General features: G+C 68.7%; 16 protein-coding genes, 1 tRNA gene and 1 pseudogene. 11 read left to right on the top strand and 7 right to left on the bottom strand.

The features are described from left to right. Positions 1–185: 185 nt before the first annotated feature. On the top strand, positions 186–653 hold the full coding sequence (aroQ, locus tag ACZYZ3_RS17735) for a type II 3-dehydroquinate dehydratase (RefSeq protein WP_463965118.1): 468 nt from the start codon (positions 186–188) through the stop codon (positions 651–653). 2 nt (positions 654–655) lie between these two features. Further along, positions 656–1,888, top strand: a complete 1,233-nt coding sequence (locus ACZYZ3_RS17730) for a DUF2332 domain-containing protein (RefSeq protein ID WP_463965117.1) — start codon at positions 656–658, stop codon at positions 1,886–1,888. Between the two features lie 68 nt (positions 1,889–1,956). Here the strand turns inward: ACZYZ3_RS17730 and ACZYZ3_RS17725 are convergent, their stop codons facing one another. Beyond that, positions 1,957–3,141 carry a MarP family serine protease gene (locus ACZYZ3_RS17725; protein WP_463965116.1) on the bottom strand — a complete coding sequence of 395 codons (1,185 nt, stop codon included), beginning with the start codon at positions 3,139–3,141 and terminating at the stop codon, positions 1,957–1,959. 206 nt (positions 3,142–3,347) lie between these two features. On the opposite strand from ACZYZ3_RS17725, the gene ACZYZ3_RS17720 reads away from it, so the two are divergent. Then, on the top strand, positions 3,348–4,025 hold the full coding sequence (locus tag ACZYZ3_RS17720; protein WP_011693220.1) for a Crp/Fnr family transcriptional regulator: 678 nt from the start codon (positions 3,348–3,350) through the stop codon (positions 4,023–4,025). Between the two features lie 402 nt (positions 4,026–4,427). Here the strand turns inward: ACZYZ3_RS17720 and ACZYZ3_RS17715 are convergent, their stop codons facing one another. Genes ACZYZ3_RS17715 through sp36 form a run of 3 tightly spaced genes read right to left on the bottom strand, consistent with a single transcriptional unit; the run spans position 4,428 to position 6,083 of the window. After that, on the bottom strand, positions 4,428–5,339 hold the full coding sequence (locus tag ACZYZ3_RS17715) for an NUDIX hydrolase (RefSeq protein WP_463965115.1): 912 nt from the start codon (positions 5,337–5,339) through the stop codon (positions 4,428–4,430). A gap of 16 nt (positions 5,340–5,355) precedes the next feature. Continuing rightward, positions 5,356–5,925: a RidA family protein gene (locus ACZYZ3_RS17710; protein WP_463965114.1), complete on the bottom strand. Its 570-nt coding sequence runs from the start codon at positions 5,923–5,925 to the stop codon at positions 5,356–5,358. Between the two features lie 2 nt (positions 5,926–5,927). Beyond that, on the bottom strand, positions 5,928–6,083 hold the full coding sequence (gene sp36 / locus ACZYZ3_RS17705; RefSeq protein ID WP_144671455.1) for a Sp36 family protein: 156 nt from the start codon (positions 6,081–6,083) through the stop codon (positions 5,928–5,930). Positions 6,084–6,120: 37 nt separating this feature from the next. Here sp36 and ACZYZ3_RS17700 point away from each other — a divergent pair, with 37 nt between their 5' ends. From ACZYZ3_RS17700 to ACZYZ3_RS17680, 5 genes are all read left to right on the top strand, one after another. Next, positions 6,121–8,409, top strand: coding sequence for a transglycosylase domain-containing protein (locus tag ACZYZ3_RS17700; RefSeq protein WP_463965113.1), 2,289 nt, complete (start codon positions 6,121–6,123; stop codon positions 8,407–8,409). Further along, the gene (locus tag ACZYZ3_RS17695) at positions 8,406–9,353 is read left to right on the top strand and encodes a metallophosphoesterase (RefSeq protein ID WP_463965112.1); all 948 of its coding nucleotides are present in this window, start codon (positions 8,406–8,408) and stop codon (positions 9,351–9,353) included. Before ACZYZ3_RS17700 ends, ACZYZ3_RS17695 begins: the two co-directional genes overlap by 4 nt. Before the next feature lie 399 nt (positions 9,354–9,752). Then, positions 9,753–11,585: an ABC transporter ATP-binding protein gene (locus tag ACZYZ3_RS17690; RefSeq protein WP_463965111.1), complete on the top strand. Its 1,833-nt coding sequence runs from the start codon at positions 9,753–9,755 to the stop codon at positions 11,583–11,585. Beyond that, the gene (locus ACZYZ3_RS17685) at positions 11,582–13,411 is read left to right on the top strand and encodes an ABC transporter ATP-binding protein (protein WP_463965110.1); all 1,830 of its coding nucleotides are present in this window, start codon (positions 11,582–11,584) and stop codon (positions 13,409–13,411) included. The genes ACZYZ3_RS17690 and ACZYZ3_RS17685 overlap by 4 nt, the downstream gene beginning before the upstream one ends. Positions 13,412–13,516: 105 nt before the next feature. Continuing rightward, positions 13,517–13,593 (top strand) — tRNA-Pro (locus ACZYZ3_RS17680). A 145-nt stretch (positions 13,594–13,738) separates the two neighbouring features. On the opposite strand, the gene ACZYZ3_RS17675 is transcribed toward ACZYZ3_RS17680, so the two are convergent. After that, positions 13,739–13,984: a hypothetical protein gene (locus tag ACZYZ3_RS17675; protein ID WP_463965109.1), complete on the bottom strand. Its 246-nt coding sequence runs from the start codon at positions 13,982–13,984 to the stop codon at positions 13,739–13,741. Between the two features lie 144 nt (positions 13,985–14,128). On the opposite strand from ACZYZ3_RS17675, the gene ACZYZ3_RS17670 reads away from it, so the two are divergent. After that, complete coding sequence (locus ACZYZ3_RS17670; protein ID WP_463965108.1) at positions 14,129–15,394, top strand: helix-turn-helix domain-containing protein; 1,266 nt, start codon at positions 14,129–14,131, stop codon at positions 15,392–15,394. A 36-nt stretch (positions 15,395–15,430) separates the two neighbouring features. Here ACZYZ3_RS17670 and ACZYZ3_RS17665 read toward each other — a convergent pair whose 3' ends face one another. Continuing rightward, positions 15,431–16,405 carry a phosphoribosylaminoimidazolesuccinocarboxamide synthase gene (locus ACZYZ3_RS17665; protein WP_463965107.1) on the bottom strand — a complete coding sequence of 325 codons (975 nt, stop codon included), beginning with the start codon at positions 16,403–16,405 and terminating at the stop codon, positions 15,431–15,433. A gap of 2 nt (positions 16,406–16,407) precedes the next feature. Continuing rightward, positions 16,408–17,712: a phosphoribosylamine--glycine ligase gene (gene purD / locus ACZYZ3_RS17660; RefSeq protein WP_463965106.1), complete on the bottom strand. Its 1,305-nt coding sequence runs from the start codon at positions 17,710–17,712 to the stop codon at positions 16,408–16,410. Between the two features lie 235 nt (positions 17,713–17,947). Between purD and ACZYZ3_RS17655 the strand changes: the two genes are divergently transcribed. After that, positions 17,948–19,600, top strand: a complete 1,653-nt coding sequence (locus ACZYZ3_RS17655; RefSeq protein WP_463965105.1) for a molybdopterin-dependent oxidoreductase — start codon at positions 17,948–17,950, stop codon at positions 19,598–19,600. 35 nt (positions 19,601–19,635) lie between these two features. Beyond that, a pseudogene (locus tag ACZYZ3_RS17650) lies at positions 19,636–20,625 on the top strand (asparaginase); the annotation flags it as partial. Positions 20,626–21,066: the final 441 nt, after the last annotated feature.

Genomic DNA, 21,066 nt, shown 5'->3' with positions numbered 1-21,066 from the left:
GGACTCGGGCTTTCCGCGCGGGCTGGCCGGTACGGGAGCTCGGCACGGTGGTCCTTTCAGTTTAGGCAGGCGGGCCGGTGCGGGCCAGAGCCCGCGAGCCGCGGCACCTTTTCCCGGCCCGGTCATCTGGGTGCCGTTTCCGCCGCGGGGGGCGGCCCGCACCGCAACGCGATACATTGGCAGGCATGAGCGAAGCCACCCCCGCCGGCCGCGGCACCATCCTGGTCCTCAACGGACCCAACCTGAACCTGCTCGGCACCCGCGAACCCGAGAAGTACGGCACCGCCACCCTGGCCGACGTCGAACAGCTCGCCAAGGACACCGGCGCGGCGCACGGGCTCGACGTCGAGTGCTTCCAGTCGAACCACGAGGGTGCCCTCGTGGACGCCATCCATGCCGCCCGCGGCAGGGCAGCCGGCATCGTGATCAACGCCGGCGCGTACACGCACACCTCGGTGGCGATCCGGGACGCCATCTCCGCGGTGCAGCTGCCCGCCGTCGAGGTCCACATCACGAATGTCCACGCCCGCGAGGCGTTCCGGCACCATTCGTACCTCTCGGACATCTGCAAGGCCGTGATCGCCGGGGCAGGGATCCTCGGCTACCGGTTCGCCGTCGAGTACCTCGCCGGACTGCAGGGCAGCCGGGACTGAGCATGTCCGCCGTCGACCCCGTCAGTCCAGGCCCCCGTTCCGGGGATCCGGCTTCCGGGGATCCGGCCGCGGGGGAACCGGGCGGTGCGGAACCGGGCGGTGCGGAACCGGGCGGTGCGGAACCGGGCGGTGCGGAGCCGGGCGGTGGGGAACCGGGCGGTGCGGAACCGGGCGGTGCGGAGCCGGGCGGTGGGGAACCGGTCGGTGGGGAACCGGTCGGTGCGGAGTCCGCCACGGCGCAGTGGTACCGGCACTTCGGCACCGTCGAAGCGCCCGGAAACTCCAGTTGCTACGCCGCCTGGTCGGTGGGCATCGCGGAGGACCCGGAACTGCTCCGGCGGATCGATCAGTGGCCGTACAACAAGCGCCAGCCGCTGCTGATGCTGGCGGCTGCACGATTCCTCGGCGCACAGATCAGCCCCTACCCGGACTTCCGGGCGTTCCTGGACGCGCACTGGGAGGGCGTGTCCCGGATCGTGCTCACCCGCGCCACCCAGACCAATGAGGCTGGGCGCTGCGCCGCCCTGCTGCCGTCCCTGGCGCAGATCGCGGCCGAGGGCGGGCGCCCGCTGGCGCTCATCGAGGTCGGGGCCTCGGCCGGGCTGGCCCTGTTTCCGGACCGCTACGGCTATCAGTACGACGCCGGTCCCGGGCTCACACGACTGTCCCCTGCCGGTGCCGCGGCCGGCAGCTTCCCGGTCCTGGCCTGCTCCGTCACCGGGCCGGTCCCGCTGCCGGCGGAGCTCCCGCGGGTGGTCTGGCGAGCGGGGATCGACCTCAATCCCCTCGACGTCCGCAACGCCGACGACGTCGCGTGGCTGGAGGCGCTGATCTGGCCCGAGCAGGACTTCCGCCGCGAACGGCTGGGCCGTGCGATCGCGATTGCCCAGGCGGATCCGCCCCTCCTCGTGGCCGGGGACCTCAACGATAAGCTCCCCGCCCTGGCCGCGCAGGCGCCGTCGGACGCCACCCTGGTAATCTTCCACAGCGCGGTCATGCCCTACCTTGGCTCGGAGGCCCGGGACCGGTTTCGCGCCACCATGGCGAGCCTCGCCGTCGAACGCGGCTGCCACTGGCTGTCCAACGAAGGGCACACGGTGATCATCCAGGCGGACGGCTCCAGCGTGGTCCCCGAGATGGACGAGTCCCGGCTCCGCGGCCGCTTCCTGCTGCTGCACAACGGCAGGCCCAGGGCGATCACCGGCCCGCACGGCCAAAGCCTGGAATGGCTTTAGCGCCCTGAAGCCCGGACTCCGGGCGGCCGGCGCTGCTCCAGGATGCCAGGTCTACCCCGGATGCACTGTTAGTTCTGGATGCACTGGCCCGGGGAGACAGCATCGCCAAGGCCCGGGGCCCGGGCGGCCACCGGTCCCAGATCCGTCATGGTGATGGCATAGCCGAGCGAGGATTCGCCCGTGGCCTTGGCAAAAATCACTCCCGCCACCTGGCCCTCGGTGGTCAGCAGCGGGCCTCCGGAGTTGCCCGGCTGGACGTCCCCGGCGATCCGGTACACGTCCTCCGGCGCGGGGTTGTTGCCGTAGATGTCCGGGACCAGCACCGTCGCGATGTCCTGCACCGTGGCTGGCCTGGACTGGAACGGGCCGCCATGGGGGTAGCCGGAAAACGCTGCCGGGCTGCCGGCCGGCAGGTCGGAACTGAGCGGCAGCGGGACGGAGCGCAGTCCGTCTACGGCCACGACCGCGAGGTCGTGCTGGGCGTCGAAGTACACCACGCGCCCGGGCAGGGCGCCGCCGCCGGGAATCTCCACCACCGGTTCCGGCACGCCGGCGACCACGTGGGCGTTCGTGACAACCCGGCCCGGCGACACCACGAAACCGGTGCCGGTCTGGTTCTGGCCGCACTGGTACGCGGTTCCCGCGATTTTCAGGACCGACGCCGCGGCCCGGTTCAGGGCGGGCGTGTCGGTGCTGGCGTCCGGGACCACTACCGGCTGGCCCTGCCCGATGCCCTCGAACAGCGTCGGGATGCCGCCGCCGATCACAGCGGACCGCAGCTGGGCCATGGAGGTTTTGAGCGGCACGGGGGTCGCGCCGTCGATGAAGCGGATCACCTTGGACTCGGCGAGCGGCTGAGAAACGAAGGGAACGCCCAGCGCCCCGATGCTGAAGGCCAGCATCGACATGACCAGGGCGGAGACCACCACGTTGACGCCGCCGCCGGCCAGCCGGTCCATGGACCGGAGCGGGCGGATCCGCACGACGCTGCGGATCCGGCGCCCGATGGCGGTGCCCAGGCCGTGCCCCAGGACCATCAGCAGCACGGCGGCAGCAATGATCGCCGTGAGGCGCCAGCCGCTGTCCTCGACCAGGCCGCTGACGATGGGGACGGACACGAACGCAGCCACGGCCCCCGCGGCGAAGCCTGCGATGCCGCCGACGGTGACCAGGAAGCCGTTGCGCAGGCCGTGGAACAGGTAGGACAACAGCGTCACGATCAACACGAGATCCAAGATGGTCAAGCCGAACACCAATGCTCCTTACAGGCAGGTAAGCCCCAATTCTACCGGCGCCGGCTGACAGTTTGCCGTGCGCGGGCGGAGCCCGGAGCCGGCCCTCGCTCTCCTCCCGCCACGACGTTTGGTGCGATTCGGTGCCAAGTACGTCACAGACGCGCCAAAATTCTGAAACAATGGCTAAAGCGCCCCAGCCGACACAGTTTTAGTCAGGAGATTTCATGGATATCGAGGTACTGCGCCGCGCACCCCTTTTCGCCACGCTCGACGACGAGGCGTTCCGTCTGCTGACGGACGAACTCACCGAGGTGGACCTCTCACGCGGAGCCTCGGTATTCCGGGAAGGCGACCAGGGCGACCAGCTCTATTTCATCGTGTCCGGCAAGGTTAAGCTCGGACGCACGTCCCCGGACGGCCGGGAGTCGCTGCTGGCCATCCTCGGTCCGGGCGAGCTCTTCGGCGAAATGGCGCTGTTCGACCCGAGCCCGCGTACCGCCACGGCAACGGCCGTCTCGGAAACGCGCCTGGCCGGGCTGAAGAATGAGAGCCTCAACGCCCTGCTGCGCACCCGCCCGGAGGTTTCGGCACAGCTGCTGCAGGCCCTGGCCCGCCGCCTGCGCCGCACCAACGATTCCCTTTCCGACCTGGTATTTTCCGACGTTCCGGGCCGTGTGGCCAAGGCGCTGCTGGACCTGGCGGACCGCTTCGGCCGTCCCGCGACCGACGGTGTCCTGGTGGCCCACGAGCTCACGCAGGAAGAACTGGCCCAGCTCGTCGGAGCCTCCCGCGAAACGGTCAACAAGGCCCTCGCCGAATTCGTGCAGCGCGGCTGGCTGCGCCTGGAGGCCCGCGCCGTCGTCATCCTCGACATGCAGCGCCTCCGCCAGCGCTCCCGCTAAGCCTGTTTGGCAGCACCCCGACGGCCGGCCCGCGAAAACGGCGCCGGCTTTCGGGTTTAAGCCTGCCGCACGCCCCGCGGGGGACAGGGGACATGCCCATTCCTCGCGGCAACGGGTGGACACGATGCCATCATGTCCACCGGCCCGGCCCAGCAGGGGACATGTCCAGTGGCGGGCACGGAATGGCCCGGGCACGCGAGGGACATGTCCAGTGGCGCGCGCGGAATGGAACCAGTATGCGTGGGACATGTCCAGCGGTGGGCTCCGGATCCTCTGGACATGCCCATTCCTCGCGGCAGCGGGTGGACACAGTGCCATCATGTCCACTGGCCTGGCCCGGCAGGGGGCATGTCCCGTGGCGGGCGGGGTGAGCCGATCCGTGACCCGTACGCCGCGGCCGGGTCAGCGTTCGCGCTGGGGCTCTCCGGCGACGGTCTTGGCCGCCTCGACCTCGAGCATCAGCTGGCCGTCTTCCTCGACGAGCTTCGGCTGGTACACGTGGGCCTTGCGCTTGTAGCTCAGGTAGGCGATGCACCCGTTCGCGGCGGCCATCTTCTCGAGCATGATCTCCGAGCCGGGCACCAGCAGCTGGCCGAGGGTGCGTCCGACTGTGTTCTCCTGGCCCACCTCATCACCGAGCGCGGAGGTGTCCCGTCCCTCGATGACCTTCCGGACGCACACCCAGCGGCCCCACACACCCTTGCTGGCCAGCAACGACGGCTCCTGGTTCATCGGCACCGTGGCCGCGAAATAGCGGGTGTTGAAGCGGCGGTGCGCGAAGTCCGGGCTGAGCCAGTTGACCAGGGGCTTGAGCAGGTCCGTCCGCACCGAGAGTCCGCGTTTGGCGAGCACGTCAGTGAAGGACTTCTCCTGTTCCGCCACCGCAACCCGGGCCCGCATCCATTCAGCCTTGGAAGTCGCTTCCACTGTGGTGGACAGGTCCGGTCCGGCCAGGAGGATGCCGGTTTCCTCGAACAGTTCACGGATGGCACCCACCACATGGCGGCGCGCCAGCCCGATGTCAGCGGTCCCCATGTGCTCAGCCCAATACTGCGGCGAGGGGCCCAGCCAGCCGACGGCGTCGTCGTCGGACGCCTCCAGCGACCCGCCGGGAAAGGCGAGGACCCCCAGCGGTGACGATCCAGGCCGGTATCCCAGCCAGGTCTCCAGGCCGGTCGGTGAGTCACGCAGCAGCACCACCGCGGACGCGAAGCGGGGCGCGCGCGGGGTCCGCTCGCCGTGTTCAATCCAGCTGCGGGCCGCCCCCTCGAGATCCGGGGGAAGAGCAAACAGGCGTCGGGCTAGCTGAGGCAACGGAGCTGACCTGCCCTTAGGCGAATTCGGCGATCAGTTCGACTTCAACAGGGGAGTCGAGGGGAAGTACCGCCACGCCGACGGCGGAGCGTGCGTGCTGGCCTGCGTCGCCGAGGACCCTGCCGAGCAGTTCAGACGCGCCGTTGATGACACCGGCCTGGCCGGTGAAGGACGGGTCGGAGGAGACAAAGCCGACAACCTTGACGATCCGCGTGATGCGGTCCAGGTCCCCGATGACGCTTTTGACGGCAGCCAGGGCGTTGACGGCGCAGACGGCGGCGTACTGCCTTGCGGCTTCCGGTGAGACCGTGGCCTCGTCCGAGGCGCCTTCGGTGCCGGAGGAGACCTTGCCGGTCGCTTCGAGCAAGCCGTTAATGAACGGCAGCTGGCCGGAGGTGTAGACGTGGTTGCCGGAGATCACAGCCGGGACGTAGGCGGCAACCGGGGCGGCGACCTCCGGCAGGGTCAGGCCGAGCTCGGCCAGGCGCTGCTCGACGGCGGACGGCGCGCCCGCCGCGGCGGCGCTGTCCGCCGGTGTTCCGGGGACGGCCGAGGCGCCCGGGGCGGCCGATGCGGGGGTGCTCATGGCTACTGCTTCTCCCGCTTCAGGTAGGCAACCAGGCCGTTCCCTTCGGGGCCGGGGACAACCTGGACAAGCTCCCAGCCGTCGTCACCCCACTGGTCCAAAATCTGCTTTGTGGCATGGATAATGAGCGGAATCGTGGCGTACTCCCATTTGGTCATGAGCTAAAGCCTAGTCCTTGCCGGTAAAGTGGAAAACATGGCGACTGGTAAGAACCCCATATTTGACACGGCCACCACCCTCGGAAAGATCCTTCTTTTCCTGGGCGTGAGCGCCATTTGCGGCGTCCTGGTGGCGGGACTGCTGGTCCCTGCGGCCGCCGTCACCGGCAGTTCGGCCAGCGGATCGATCAAGTTCTTCGAGACGCTGCCGGCCGAACTGCAGGTCGACCCGCCGAGCCAGTCGACGTCGATCCTGGCCTCCGACGGCAGCGTGATCGCCAACCTGTACGCCGAGAACCGCACCCGGGTTCCCCTCGACCAGATGTCGCCGTACGTAAAGGACGCCGTCATCGCCATCGAGGACAGCCGCTTCTACGAGCACGGCGGCGTGGACACCACCGGCATCATGCGCGCACTCGTCAGCACGGCCCGCGGTAACCGGCAGGGCGCGTCGACCATCACCCAGCAGTATGTGAACAACGTCATCAACTCCTCCCTCGAAGCCGAGGGCAAAAGCGATCAGGTCTTGCTGAACGGTGTGAACAAGGGCGTCGGCGACAAACTGCGGGAAATGAAGCTCGCCATCGCGCTGGAGAAAAAGTTCACCAAGGAGCAGATCCTGGAGGGCTACCTCAACATCGTGTTCTTCAACCGGGACGCCTACGGCATCGAGGCGGCATCCAAGTTCTTCTTCAGCACTACCGCCAAGGACCTGACCCTGCCGCAGGCCGCGCTGCTGGCCGGCCTGGTCAACAGCCCGTCGTTCTTCGACCCGATCAGCAACCCGGAAAACGCCAAGGCCCGCCGCGACCTGGTGCTCGACTCTATGCTGACCCAGGGCAAGATCCAGCAGGCCGAGTACGCCGCCGCCGTGGCCACACCGGTGGAAACGAAGATCACCCAGCCCCGCCAGGGCTGCGCCTACTCGGCGACGGCCCCCTACTTCTGCGACTACGTGCTGCACCTGATGCTGAACAACCCGGCGTACGGCGCCGACGCCGACGAACGCGAGCGGAAGGTCTTCCGCGGCGGCCTGACCATCAAAACCACACTGGACCCGAACGCCCAGGCCGTGGCGCAGGCCCAGGTTGAGGGCTCCGCCGGGGAGAACCCGGACAAGTGGGGCGCCTCGCTGGTCTCCGTGCAGCCGGGCTCCGGCAAAATCGTCTCGATGGCCCAGAACACGCAGTTCCTGGAGGCCGAAGGCAAGTTCAACAATGTCATCAACTTCAACGTGGACATGCGCGACGCCCAGGGCAATGACCTCGGCGGGCTGGGCGGGTTTCAGCCCGGTTCCACGATGAAGCCGTTCACCTTCGCCGCGTGGCTCAACGAGGGCAAGTCCATGAACACGGTCCTCAACGGTTCCGTGCGCCGGTACCCGCTGAACTACCGGTGGAAGAACACCTGCCCCACCATGGTGGACGGCGCCTACAACACGGCGGAGAAGGGCCTGGGCGCCGCGGACGACCTGCAGAACGCCGAAGACGGCTACTACAAGAACATGAGCGTTGTCGACGGGCTGGCAAACTCGATCAACACGATGACCTTCGCCACGGCGGCGCAGGTCGACCTCTGCGGCATCCAGAAGATCGTTGACGCCGCTGGAATCCATGCCGGCCAGACCAACGAGCCCGTACCGATGACGCGCCTGTCCAACCTGATCGGCGCCACCCAGACCTCGCCGCTGACCATGGCCAGCGCGTTCGCCACCTTCGCGAACAACGGGAAGTACTGCCAGCCGATCGCCATCGAGTCGGTGACGGACGCGACCGGCGCCCAGCTCCCGGCCCAGGCCACGAACTGCCGCGACGCGATCAAACCCGAAGTTGCCCGCGGCGTGAGCTACGCGCTGCAGGAGGTCCTCAACCGCGGCTCCGGCTCCCTGATCCGGCCGCGGATTTCGACCCGGACCAGCTTCCCGATCGCCGCCAAGACCGGCACCAACGACCCCAACAACTCCACGTGGGTGGTCGGCTACACGAGCGGCCTGGCGACGGCCTCCTGGTTCGGCGACGCGCTGGGCGGCCAGGACCGGCCGGGACGCGACCTGACCCTCAACGGCAAGTTCTACAAGGCCATCGACGGTTACATGATCGCGGGCCCGCAGTTCTCGAACTACATGACCCAGGTGGCGCCGGCCTACGGCACGGACCCGTTCACGGCCCCGCCGTCGAACCTGGTGACCGGTCCGGCACCGGCACCCAGGCCGTCCACCCAGCCGATGCCGGCCCCGTCCGGCCCCGCATCGCCCAGCCCGGCGCCGAGTGAGCCCGCGCCGAGCGAGCCCGCGCCGCCGGGCCAGCAAGACGTGCCCAAGCCGTGACCGGGCTTGACTCGCTGGCAAGCCGCGTCCGAAGCTTCGGGCGCGGCTTCGCCGTCACCGCCGCCGCCGGGGCCATGACCGGTGCCGCTGCCACCGGATACGGGCTCTGGGAGAAGAACCAGTTCGTGCTCCGCGAAGAGACCCTGCCGATCCTCCCGGCCGGCTTCGGCCCGATCCGGGTGCTGCACCTGAGCGACATCCACTTCGTGCCCGGCCAAAGCCGGAAGGCCGAATGGCTGTCCTCGCTGGCGGAGCTGGAGCCGGATCTGGTGGTGAACACCGGCGACAACCTCAGCCATGTGGAGGCCGTGGAACCCCTGCTGGAGTCGCTGCGCCCGCTGATGACGTTCCCCGGAGTGTTCGTCCCCGGCTCCAACGACTACTTCGCGCCGCGGCTGAAGAACCCGGCCTCCTATTTCCTCGGGCCGTCCTCGAAACCCAAGGGCCCGGCCAAGCTCGATTGGCCGCGGCTCCGCGCCGGCTTCGGGATGGGCGGCTGGGTGGACCTGACCAACCGCTGCCAGTCGCTCGTGATCAAGGGCCTGCGCGTTGACTTTTCCGGGGTGGACGATCCGCACCTGGGGCTCGAACGGTACGCCGGCTGGCCCCGGGGCACCAAGGGCCAGGACGCCAGGCCGCACCTGCGGGTCGCCGTCATTCATGCCCCGTACCAACGCGTCCTGGACCACTTCACCGGGGACGACGCCGATCTGCTGCTGGCGGGGCACACCCACGGCGGCCAGATCTGCGTCCCCGGATTCGGGGCCCTCGTCGACAACTGCGACCTCCCGACCTGGCGCGCCAAAGGCCTGCACGACTGGGAAAACAAGGGACGCACGACGCCGGTGAACGTGTCCGGCGGCATCGGCACCTCCCGCTTCGCCCCGGTCCGGATCGCCTGCAAGCCCGAGGCCGTGCTGCTCACGCTCACCGCGCGTTCCTGAGCCTGCCCCGCTCCCCCTCCACCACGGGACATGCCCTCCCCTCGGACCCACGAGTGGACATAGTAGGCCTATGTCCACTCCCCGCGCCCGCCACTGGACATGCCCCCTCGGGCACCCGGGGCCACCACGGGACATGCCCTCCCCTGGACCCCGCGGCTGGACATAATGCGCATATGTCCACTCCTCGCGGCCAAGACTGGACATGTCCCGCGACCCGGACGGACATGTCCCGCGGGGAGCGGCGCGCCGGGCGGGACATTGCGGAATGTAATTACTGCGCGAGATCCTGATGCTGTCCATTTCTATGTGAACCCGGTCACGCGATGGCCTAGGGTAGTTGCTACAGGAAACTACATCCCGTTGCGTCAGATATCCGCACGTGCATTTGAAGAAGCAGGCATGGCCACGCAGACCTCATTTTTCTCCTCCATCAGCCGTCTCTATCCCCACGTCAAGCCGATTATCCCGCGGCTCATCCTGGGGCTGCTCTGCGCCCTGCTCGCCAGCGTCGTGGCCCTGGCCATCCCCCAGGTGCTGCGGGTACTCGTCAACGAGTCCCTCCAGCCCGGCGGCAGCGCGGACGCGGTCTGGCTGGCCTCCCTCATCATCCTGGGCCTCGGCATCGCCGAAGCCGGCCTCGTGGCGCTGCGCCGGCAGTTCGTGATCAATCCCGCCACCATGGTCGAGACGCGGATGCGGGTGTCCCTCTATGGCCACCTGCAGGACCTGACAGTGTCCTTCCACGACCGCTGGGGATCCGGGCAGCTGCTCTCCCGCGCCATGACGGACCTGAACTTCCTGCGCCGCTGGATGGCCTTCGGCGCCATCATGCTGGTGGTGACCACTCTGACCGTGGTGATCGGCGTTGTGGTGATGTTCACAATGAGCTGGCAGCTGGCGCTGATCTTCCTCGCCGCCGCCTTGCCGATCATGATCTACGGTTTCCGGTTCCGCACCCGCTTCAGCAAGGTGGCCCGCCGCAGCCAGGACCAGGCCGGCGACCTCGCGACCACGGTCGAGGAATCCGTCCACGGGATCCGCGTGCTCAAGGCCTTCGGCCGCAGCCGCGAGGCGCTGGAGAACTTCAACGAACTGGCCGAGGAGCTCCGCCAGACCGAGATCGTCAAGGCCAAGCACGTCGCGACCTTCAGCCTCGTCGTCACCCTCCTGCCCGAGCTGGCCCTCGGCGCCGGCCTCGTCGTCGGCGTCGTCCTGGCCTCCACCGGAGAGCTGAGCATCGGCGCCCTCGTGGCGTTCTTCGCCACTGCCGCCGTGATCGCCACCCCGGTGGAGTTCTCCGGCCTGCTGCTGGCCATGGCCCTCACCGCCAAGACCGCCGTGGACCGGCACTTCGAGGTCATGGACGCGGCGAACACCATCACCGGCCCCGAGCAGCCCCGCCGCCCCGCCGAGCTCAAGGGCGCCCTCAGCTTCAACAGCGCCACCTTCGCCTATCAGGACGCCCCGGACAAACCGATCCTGAAGGACATCAACCTGGACATCCGGCCCGGCGAAACCATGGCCCTGGTGGGCACCACCGGCAGCGGCAAAAGCGCCCTGCTCCAGCTGGTCCCCCGGCTCTATGACGTTACCGGCGGTTCCATCACCATCGACGGGGTGGACCTGCGCGAGTTCAGCGTCGAGGAGCTCCGCACGGTGGTCGCCGTCGCGTTCGAGGACACCACCTTGTTCTCCAGCTCGGTCCGCGACAACGTGCTGCTTGGTGCCCCCGCGGGCCTTCCGGCCGAGCGCCGCGAGGCCGCCCTCGAGGAGGCGCTCGACGTCGCCCAGGCCCACTTCGCCTACTCGCTCCCGGACGGCCTGGACACCCTGATCGGCGAGGAGGGCCTCAGTCTCTCCGGCGGGCAGCGGCAGCGGATCGCCCTGGCCCGGGCCATCGCCGCCCGGCCCAAGGTCCTGGTTCTGGACGATCCACTCTCCGCGTTGGACGTAAACACCGAGGAACTCGTCGAGTCGGGGCTGCGGGAGGTGCTCGCCGACACCACGACCCTGATTGTGGCCCACCGGCCCTCCACCGTGGCGCTGGCGGACCGGGTGGCGCTGCTGGAGGAGGGCCGGATCACCGCGGTCGGCACCCACACCGAACTGCTCGCGGAGAACCGGCACTACCGCTACGTGATCGCCAGCCTCGACCCGGAACCGCGGGATCTGGACTCCGATCTGCTCGATTCCGAACTGTCGGGCCTCAACGCCGAGGAGCTTTCCCGATGAGCAGCGCAACCTTCGGCACGGCGAACGAGGACAACGCGCACCTGTCCAAGAGTGAGAGCAAGACTGTCCGGCGCCGCTCCCTGGCCCTGCTCGGTTCACTCATCCGCCCGGTCCGCCGGCGGTTCTGGCTGACCATTGCCGCGGTCGTGCTGTCCCAGGCGGCGCGGGTCGCCGGGCCCGTACTGATCGCTTTCGGCATCGACAGGGCCCTGCCCGCCCTGAGCGCCGGCGACAACCTCCCGCTGCTGCTGACCGGCCTCGCCTACCTGGCCGCCGCCGTCGCGACGGCGTGCCTCACCGCGCTGTACGTGACCTCGACGGCGCGGCTGAGCCAGGCGATGCTGCTGGATTTGCGCGTCCGGGTTTTCCGGCACACCCAGCGGCTCAGCCTGGAATTCCACGAAAAGTACACCTCGGGACGCATCATCGCCCGGCAGACCTCGGACCTGGAGGCGCTGCGCGAACTCCTGGACTCCGGAATCAGCTCGCTGGCCTCGGGGATGGTGTTTATGGTGTTCACGGCCGTGGCAGTGTTTGCCCTCGACTGGCGGAGCGGGCTCCTGGTCCTGGCCGCCGGCGTGCCGATGTACTTCCTAGCCCGCTGGTACCAGAAACATTCCCAGATCGCGTTCCGCGAATCCCGCGTGGTCTCAGCCCGGCTGATCGTGCACTTCGTTGAAACCATGACCGGCATCCGCGCGGTCAAGGCCTTCCGCAAGGAACGCGAAAACGCCGCCCGCTACGCCGGCCTCGCCGAGGACTACCGCAGGGTCACGGTGCGCTCCATCAACCTCAACGGCATCTTCCAGCCCGGCCTGGTGCTGATCGGCAACGTCTGCGTCGCCGTCGTCCTGCTCTCCGGCGGCTTCCGGGTGCTCAGCGGCGAGCTCGCCGTCGGTGTGCTGCTGGCCCTGATCCTGTCCACCAAGCGCTTCTTCCAGCCGGTGGACCAGATGGCCATTTTCTACAACTCCTTCCAGAGCGCCCAGGCGGCGCTGGAGAAAGTCTCCGGACTGCTCGAGGAGATCCCCACCGTCCGGCCGCCCAAGAATCCGGTGGCCCTGCACGATGCCAAGGGAACCATCGACTTCAAGGGCGTGGAATTCCGCTACGGCGACGGCCCGGTCATCATCCCCACCTTGGACCTGCACATCCCCGCCGGCCAGACCGTGGCGCTGGTGGGCCAGACCGGCGCCGGGAAGTCCTCCTTCGCCAAGCTGATCGCCCGCTTCTACGACGTCTCTGCCGGCGCCCTCACGCTCGACGGCGTGGACGTCCGGGAGCTGGCGACGGCGGATCTGCGCCGGAACGTCGTGATGGTCACCCAGGAGGCCTTCCTGTTCAGCGGCTCCGTCGCGGACAACATCGGCCTGGGCCGGCCCGGGGCCTCCCGCGAGGAGATCGAGGCAGCCGCGAAAGCCGTGGGCGCCCACGAGTTCATCAAGGACCTCCCGGAAGGCTACGACACGGACGTCAACAAGCGCGGCGGCCGCGTGTCCGCCGGGCAGCGCCAGCTGATCAGCTTCGCCCGCGCCTTCCTGGCCCGGCCCGCCGTGCTGATCCTGGACGAGGCCACCTCCTCGCTGGACATCCCGTCCGAACGGCTCGTGCAGGCCGGCCTCGCCGGACTGCTGCAGGGAACGGGCGCCGACGGCGGCCGGACCGCCCTCATCATTGCGCACCGCCTGTCGACGGTGGAGACCGCCGACCGGGTCCTCGTGGTCCACGACGGGCGGGTCGTCGAGGACGGCCCCCCGGCGCAGCTGATCGGTGGCGGCGGCCGCTTCGCGCAGCTGCATGGGGCGTGGAAGGATTCCCTCGTCTGAATCCTTTGGCGCTGGGCGGTTTCTGATGCGGGGCGCCGGCCACCCGATTTCGCATCCGGGGTCCTGATCGGATACTCTTGTGAAGTTGCTTTTGAAGTAACGGATCGGGATGTGGCGCAGCTTGGTAGCGCGCGTCGTTCGGGACGACGAGGTCGCAGGTTCAAATCCTGTCATCCCGACCAATCAAGAAGAGGGCCTTCCCCTGGAAGGCCCTCTTTTTCGTGTTTCCGGGCCCGGCGGCCACCGGGCAGCCATGTGACCGGCAACAGAAATGGCCCCGAGACAGGGTCCACACCCGTCCCGGGGCCATCAATAAGAGGCCGCTGCCTACATGGGATCAGGCCAGTTGCCGATGTTGGTGGAGAAGGTCATCGGGTCGGGCCAGTTGCCGATCGCCGAGAGGCTGCCGTTGGTGGAACCCATGGGATCGGGCCAGTTTCCGATAGCCAGTGTGGTGCCACCCATGGGGTCGGGCCAGTTGCCGATGGCGCTGATTGACAGGACTGCGGGAGCCGCTGCGGAGAGAGCCAGCGCCCCCGCCAGCGCGAGGGAAGCTGCAATCTTCTTGATCATGTGGGTTCCTCAATACGGGTCGGAAACGCGAGTCGGACACATTGCAAAGCCAGTACTGGCCCTTGTTGACATACATTGTAAAATGGCTTGCACAGAGACTGTCAAGCATTTAGTACAAAGACTGTCCGGAATTAGGAGGTATCCGTGGGGAACGGATTCGGGGAGAAACTCCGAGCGGAAAGGCTCGAACGCGGCCTGACGCAAGCGGAATTGGGCCGGGATCTGTACTCGCCCAGCTACATCTCCCTGCTGGAGACCGGGCGCCGTGAACCGACTGCGGATGTGATCGAGGAGCTGGCCCGCCGGCTCGACCTCGCCCCGAAGGCGCTGGAAGCGTGGAGCCAGCCGGTGTCGGTCAGCGATGCCGAGTATGTCCTCGCGGGCCTCTATGCGCGCCAGGCCTGGGATCTCCGGGACTACGCGCTGGCGGCGACCCACGCCGCCGCTGCGGCCCAGATAGCCCTTGACGCCAAGAACACCAGCGCCTGGTGGAACATGAGCTACATGCAGGCCGAGTGCCTGATGAAGCAGGGCCAGCTGAAGGAATGCCAGGACCTTGTGCAGCGGCTGCTGGACCACCCGATGGCCGCCGAATCGGCGGGGCTGGGGGTCCGGGCCCGCCAGATGCTCGCGGCCGTGTGCCACGGCCAGGGGCAGCTGGCCGTCGCCGTCGAACACGCGCAGGAGGCCGTGCGTCTTTGCGCCGCGCTGCCGAAGGGTTCCACCCTGATTATTGGTGCGCTGCGGGCCCTCATCGGCGCGCTGGCCGAAAGCGGCCGGCTGGACGAGGCTTGGGAGTACTGCCAGGCCATGAACGAGCAGATGGATGACCACTCCATGACCCAGCTCGCCGGCGAGGTCGCCTGGGTGATCGGGAACGTGGCCTTCATGCGGCATGACTACACAGAGGGCATCAAATACCACGAGCGGGCGGCCCAGCTACTCTCCCCGGCCAACGACATCGACCTCTGGGCGCGGTTCAACAAAGCCTCGGCCGCCGTCCGTCTGTCCTCCGGGATCGTGGAGCCTGAAACCCTGAAGTCGATCGAGCGCGCCGAACTGGCGCTCTCGATCGTTGGCGGCAACAAGACGGACCAGCTCGAGGTCGCGTTCATCCGGGCCCGCTGGCTCTACCTGACCGGGGACATCGTGGCCGCGGTGCAGAAACTGCGCGAAATCCACGCCGAAAAGGGTGCGCTCGCCAAACACGTCGCCGGGGAGGTGGCCTTGCTGCTCGGCAAGGCGCTTAAGGCCGCCGGGGAGTCCGACGAGGCCCTCGTCTATCTCGACGAAGCACAGAAGGAATTCAGCGCGGCCGGGGCCTCGGACCGGGTCCAGCAGGCGATGGACGCCGTGCTGGAAATCCGGCTCGCGCAGCGCCGGGCGCAGGCCGCGTCAACCGGAGCCTAGGCGGCCGGCTCCGCGCGGCAGCCTGTCCCGCGCGGCCTACGCGAACGTCCGGCCGGTGAGCTTCTCGTAGGCCTCGACGTAGCGGCTGCGGGTGCGGGCGATGACCTCGTCCGGGAGCGCGGGAGGCGCCTCGTCCGAGGACTTGTCCCAGCCGGATTCGGCCGAGGTCAGCCAGTCGCGGACGTACTGCTTGTCGTAGGAGGGCTGGGCCTTGCCCGGCTCATAGGTGGCGGCATCCCAGAACCGTGAGGAGTCCGGGGTGAGCACCTCGTCGCCGAGCGTGATGACGCCGGTGGCGGCGTCGAAGCCGAATTCCACTTTAGTGTCGGCGAGGACGATGCCGCGGCCGCGGGCGGTTTCCTCGGCTTTCGTGTAGATCTCCAGGGTGAGCTCGCGCAGCCGGGAGGCGATGTCCTCGCCCACGATTTCGACGACGGCGTCGTAGGTGATGTTCTCGTCGTGCTCGCCCACCTCGGCCTTCGCGGACGGGGTGAAAATGGCCTCGTCCAGCCGGGACCCATCCACCAGGCCCGCCGGCAGGGGGATGCCGCACACGGTGCGGGACTGCCGGTACTCCAGGAGCCCCGATCCCGTGAGGTAGCCGCGGGCAATGCATTCGATCGGGAACATGTGCAGCTTCTTGCAGATCATCGCCCGGCCCTCCACCGCGGCGGGCACGCCGGCCTCAACCGTGGACGCGAGCACATGGTGCTCCACGCCGAGCTGTTCGAACCACCACAGGCTCAGCTGCGTCAGGATGCGGCCCTTGTCCGGGATCTCGCTGGCGAGGACGTGGTCGTAGGCGCTGATCCGGTCGCTGGCCACGACGAGGACGCACTCCTGGCCGACGCGCTCCGTGATGGACTCGTCCGCCGGAACATAGAGGTCACGGACCTTGCCGGAGTAAATGTGCTTCCAGCCGGGCAGGTCCAGCGTCGCGGTGTCCAAGCCCCTGGGTGCGGACGAGGCGGGGTCGGTGGCATCCGGCACGGAGGCTTCGGGGGTGGTCATGCTCAGGCCTTCGCTTTCGGGACGGCCCCGGGGGTCTGCACTTTGATCTCACCGCGGGCGGCTTTGCCTCCGATGTCGGTGCGGAACTGGCTGCCCTCCAGGTGGACCAGTTCGACGCCGTCGTACGCCCGTTCCCTGGCCTCCACGAGGTCGGTGCCGAGCGCCACCACGGCGAGGACCCGTCCGCCGGCGGACACCACCTTGCCTTCGTCATCGAGCCTGGTGCCGGCGTGGATCACGTGGACGCCCTCGACGGACTCGGCTTTCTTGAGCCCCCGGATGCGGTCGCCGGTGCGCGGCGTGTCCGGGTAGTTTTCGGCGGCGACGACGACGGCGACGGCGGTCTCCTTGGACCAGCGCAGCGGCTGGACCTTGTCCAGTTCGCCCTTGGCGGCTGCCATCAGCAGCCCCCCGAGGGGCGTCTTGAGGCGGGCGAGGACGGCCTGGGTTTCCGGGTCGCCGAAGCGGACGTTGAATTCGATCACGCGGGTGCCGCGGGAGGTCAGGGCCAGGCCGACGAACAGGACACCGACGAACGGGGTCCCGCGGTGCGCCATCTGGTTGACCGTGGGCTGGGCGACCCGGTCGAGGACTTCCTGGACGAGGCCCTCGGGGGCCCATTCCAGCGGGGTGTAGGCGCCCATGCCGCCGGTGTTGGGACCTTCGTCGTTGTCGAAAATCCGTTTGAAGTCCTGCGCCGGGGAGAGCGCGACGCAGTTGCGGCCGTCGCAGAGGACGAAAACGGAGACCTCTGGGCCGTCGAGAAATTCCTCGATCACGACCGTCCCGTTGGCATCGAAGCAGCTCTGCGCGTGCGCCAGCGCCTCGTCCCGGTTCTTGGTGACGACCACGCCCTTGCCGGCGGCAAGCCCGTCGTCCTTGACCACATAGGGGGCGCCGAAGACATCGAGCGCGTCGGCGGCTTCCTCGGCGTTACCGGCCACCCGGGCCATGGCGGTGGGGACACCAGCCTCGGCCATGACCTCCTTGGCGAAGGCCTTGGAGGCTTCGAGCTGGGCCGCGGCCTTGCTGGGTCCGAACACGGGGATCCCGGCGGCGCGGACGGCGTCGGACACCCCGGCGGCAAGCGGCGCCTCGGGGCCGACCACCACGAGGTCAACCGTGAGCTTGACGGCCAGGGCCGCGACGGCGTCGGGATTGTTCGCGTCGACGGCGTGTGTGGGGACCAGTTTGCTGATGCCGGCGTTGCCCGGGGCCGCATGGACCTCGGACACGTTCGGGTCGGCAAGCAAGGATCGGACAATGGCGTGTTCGCGGCCGCCGGGGCCGATGACAAGTACCTTCACAGTTCCCAAGAGTACTTTGTGGACCGGGCAGGCTCCTAAGCTGTGACCGCCACTGGACATGCCCCGTTCCCGCCGCTGCCCTGTTTCAGCCCCCCGCGGGACATGCCCAGTGCTGGCCAGGACCGCTGGACACAATGCCAACATGCCCATCCCTGCACCCGAAGGGAGGGCATGTCCCGCGGGGTCCTGCCGCCCGGCCGGCCATCCGCGGCCCGGACCGCTCCGAAGACCCAGTATGGACAAGCCCAGCACGCAGCCGCCCCGCGCGGGAGAACCCAGGATAGAGAAGCCCGCCCCGAAGCGGCCCGGCCAGCACACAGCCTCGAGGCGGCTGGCCGGCCCCACCGTCCTTGCCGCGCTGGCCGGCGTCGCCGCGGCCGCCGTTGTGCTGTCCGTGGCGGAACTGATCGGGGCGTTCTTCACGGCGCGGGCGACGCCGGTGATCGCCCTGGGCTCGACCTTCATCGACTTCACGCCGTCGTGGCTGAAGGATTTCGCGATCGCCACCTTCGGCACAAACGACAAGGTCGCCCTGTTCGTTGGCATGGCGGTCACCATCCTGCTGCTCGCCTGCGTGCTGGGCATCGTGACCTACCGCAAATGGGCGCTCGGCGTCGCCGGAGTGCTGCTGATGGGCGCGGTGATCGTGGCGGCCGTCGTGACGCGGTCCGGGGTAAAGCCGCTGGATGCGATTCCCACCGTTATCGGCACCGTGGCCGGACTCATCGCGCTCCGGTTCCTGGTCACGAGGCTGTGGCGCATGCGGCAGTGGCCGGACATGGACTCGGACCTGGCCGCCAAGGACCCGGACCGTCCCGCCACGAGCCGCCGTGCCTTCTTCGCCGCGACCGGCGTCACCGCCGCGGCCTCGGCCATCGCCGCAACCGGCGGGCGCCTGCTCAGCGCTGCCCGCAGCAATGTGGCACAGGCCCGCGAATCCCTGCAGCTGCCCGCGGCAGCGAAGCCGGCCCCCCCGGTCCCCGCCGGAGTGCAGTCGATGGCGCCCGGGGTCACACCCTGGCTGACGCCCAACAACGACTTCTACCGCATTGACACCGCCCTGAGCGTGCCCGAAATCAACGCCCAGGACTGGGAGCTGCGGGTCCACGGCCTGGTGGACCGGGAAATCCGGCTCACCTTCCAGGACCTGCTGGACGCGGACCTGATCGAATCCCACGTCTCCCTTACCTGTGTGTCCAACCCGGTCGGCGGGAACCTGGCCGGCAACGCCAAATGGCTGGGCATGCCCATCCGCGACGTGCTCAAAATGGCCGGCCCCCAGGGGGGCGCGGACATGGTGCTCTCCACGTCCATCGACGGCTTCAGCGCCTCAACTCCGATTGAGGTCCTTCAGGACGACCGGGATGCCATGCTAGCGTTCGGCATGAACGGTGAAGCACTCCCGCTGGAACACGGGTATCCCGTGCGTATGGTCGTCCCCGGCCTGTACGGCTTCGTCTCCGCCACCAAGTGGGTGGTGGACCTGGAAGTCACCCGCTTCGCGGACAGCCAGGCGTACTGGACCCAGCGCGGCTGGTCCGAGCGCGGCCCCATCAAGACCATGGCCCGGGTCGAAGTCCCCAAGTCCTTTGCCAAGGTTCCGGCCGGACGGGTCGCGATCGGCGGCACCGCCTGGGCCCAGACGCGCGGCATCACCAAGGTTGAGGTGCAGATCGACAACGGGCCCTGGACCGAGGCCACGCTCGCCACGGAGGCTTCCGTCGTGACATGGCGGCAGTGGTCCTTCGACTGGGAAGCCACGCCGGGCCCGCACTACATCAAGGCCCGCGCCACCGACGGAACCGGTGAGGTCCAGACAGACCAGCGCGCGGATCCGGTGCCCGACGGCGCCTCCGGCTGGCAGTCGCTGATGGTGACCGTGGAATAACGGGGTATTACCGCCGGGCACCATAGACTTGCTTCATGCCCCTGACTTCGCATGCCACCTTCACCGTCGAGTCCGCCGTCGAACTGGCCGTCGTTGAACGCAGCGGCTTCGTGGAGTCCCGGCACATCGGCTCTGCCGTCCTCGTTGCCGGGGACGGCACCGTCGTCACCGAACTGGGCGACATCACCACCCCGATCTACGCCCGGTCCACGCTCAAGCCGCTGCAGGCCCTCGCGTCCATGCAGTCCGGAGTGCCCCTGCGCGGAGCGCAGGCCGCGATTGCCTGCGGCAGCCACGTCGGCTCACTGGACCACATGGACGTCGTCGAGGGCATGCTCAAGGCCGCCGGCGTCAAGGAAGAGCAGCTCCAGTGCCCGGCAGCCTGGCCGGAGGACGAGACCGCCAGGAACTGGCTGGTCCAGGCCGGGCGGGGCAAGTCCAAGCTCGCTTTCAACTGCTCCGGAAAGCACGCCGCGTTCCTCTGGGCCTGCACCGAAAACGGCTGGGACACCAACAGCTACCTCGAACCCAACCACCCGCTGCAGCAGCGCATCCGCTCCGTCATCGAGGAATACTGCGGCGAAAGCATCGCCCACCTCGGCATCGACGGCTGCGGCGCGCCCGTGGCCGCCGTCTCCCTGACCGGGCTCGCCCGGGCCTTCTCCAAGCTGGCCAAGGCCCCCGGGGACAAGCACTCCAACGCCCGTGCCGCCACGATCGCGACGTCGATGCTGGATTACCCCTGGGCGGTGCAGGGAAAAGGCGAATGCAACACGATCGTCATGGACGACCTCGGCATCCTCGCCAAGATCGGCGCCGAGGGCGTGCTGGTGATGGCCACGCCCACAGGCGCCTCCGTCGCCATCAAAATCCTCGACGGCAACATCCGGGCCACCACGCTCGTCGGCCTGACCCTGCTGGCAGCCGCCGGCGCCGTCGACGTCCCGGAAGTGGCCAGCGTCCTGGACAAGGTGGTCCCCCCCGTGCTCGGCGGCGGGCGGCCTGTGGGCAAAATCCGCCTGGGCAACGCNGGCAGGGCGTCTCGGCGCTGCTCGACTGACGGCGGGGCGTCCGGCGGCAGGGCGTCTCGGCGCTGCTCGACTGACGGCGGGGCGTCCGGCGGCAGGGCGTCTCGGCGCTGCTCGACTGACGGCGGGGCGTCGGGCTGCTGGGCGTCCGGCGGCGGACTGGCTGCTGGACTACAGCCGGCGGATCGGGCAGTCTGGATAGTTCCGGACAACCTTTGCTCCGGTTGCACGTCCGGATCCTGCTACCGAACGGAGCAGCATGGCGAACTCCGTCCACCCCGCGGCTCCGCGGCTCTGGCCGCTCCTGGCCACCGGCCTGACGCTGGTGGCCCTCGGCGCGGTCCCTTCCTCCGAGAGTTCCCCGGCCGCTTCTCCCGCCGCACGGCCGGCTCCCCCGCACCCGATGCCGCCCCCGCCGACGGACACTGAGCGGGCTGA

This window comes from Pseudarthrobacter linnaei, assembly GCF_055412825.1.
The sequence above is the reverse complement of the archived record's forward strand: the minus strand, read 5'-3'. Positions and strand labels throughout refer to the sequence as shown.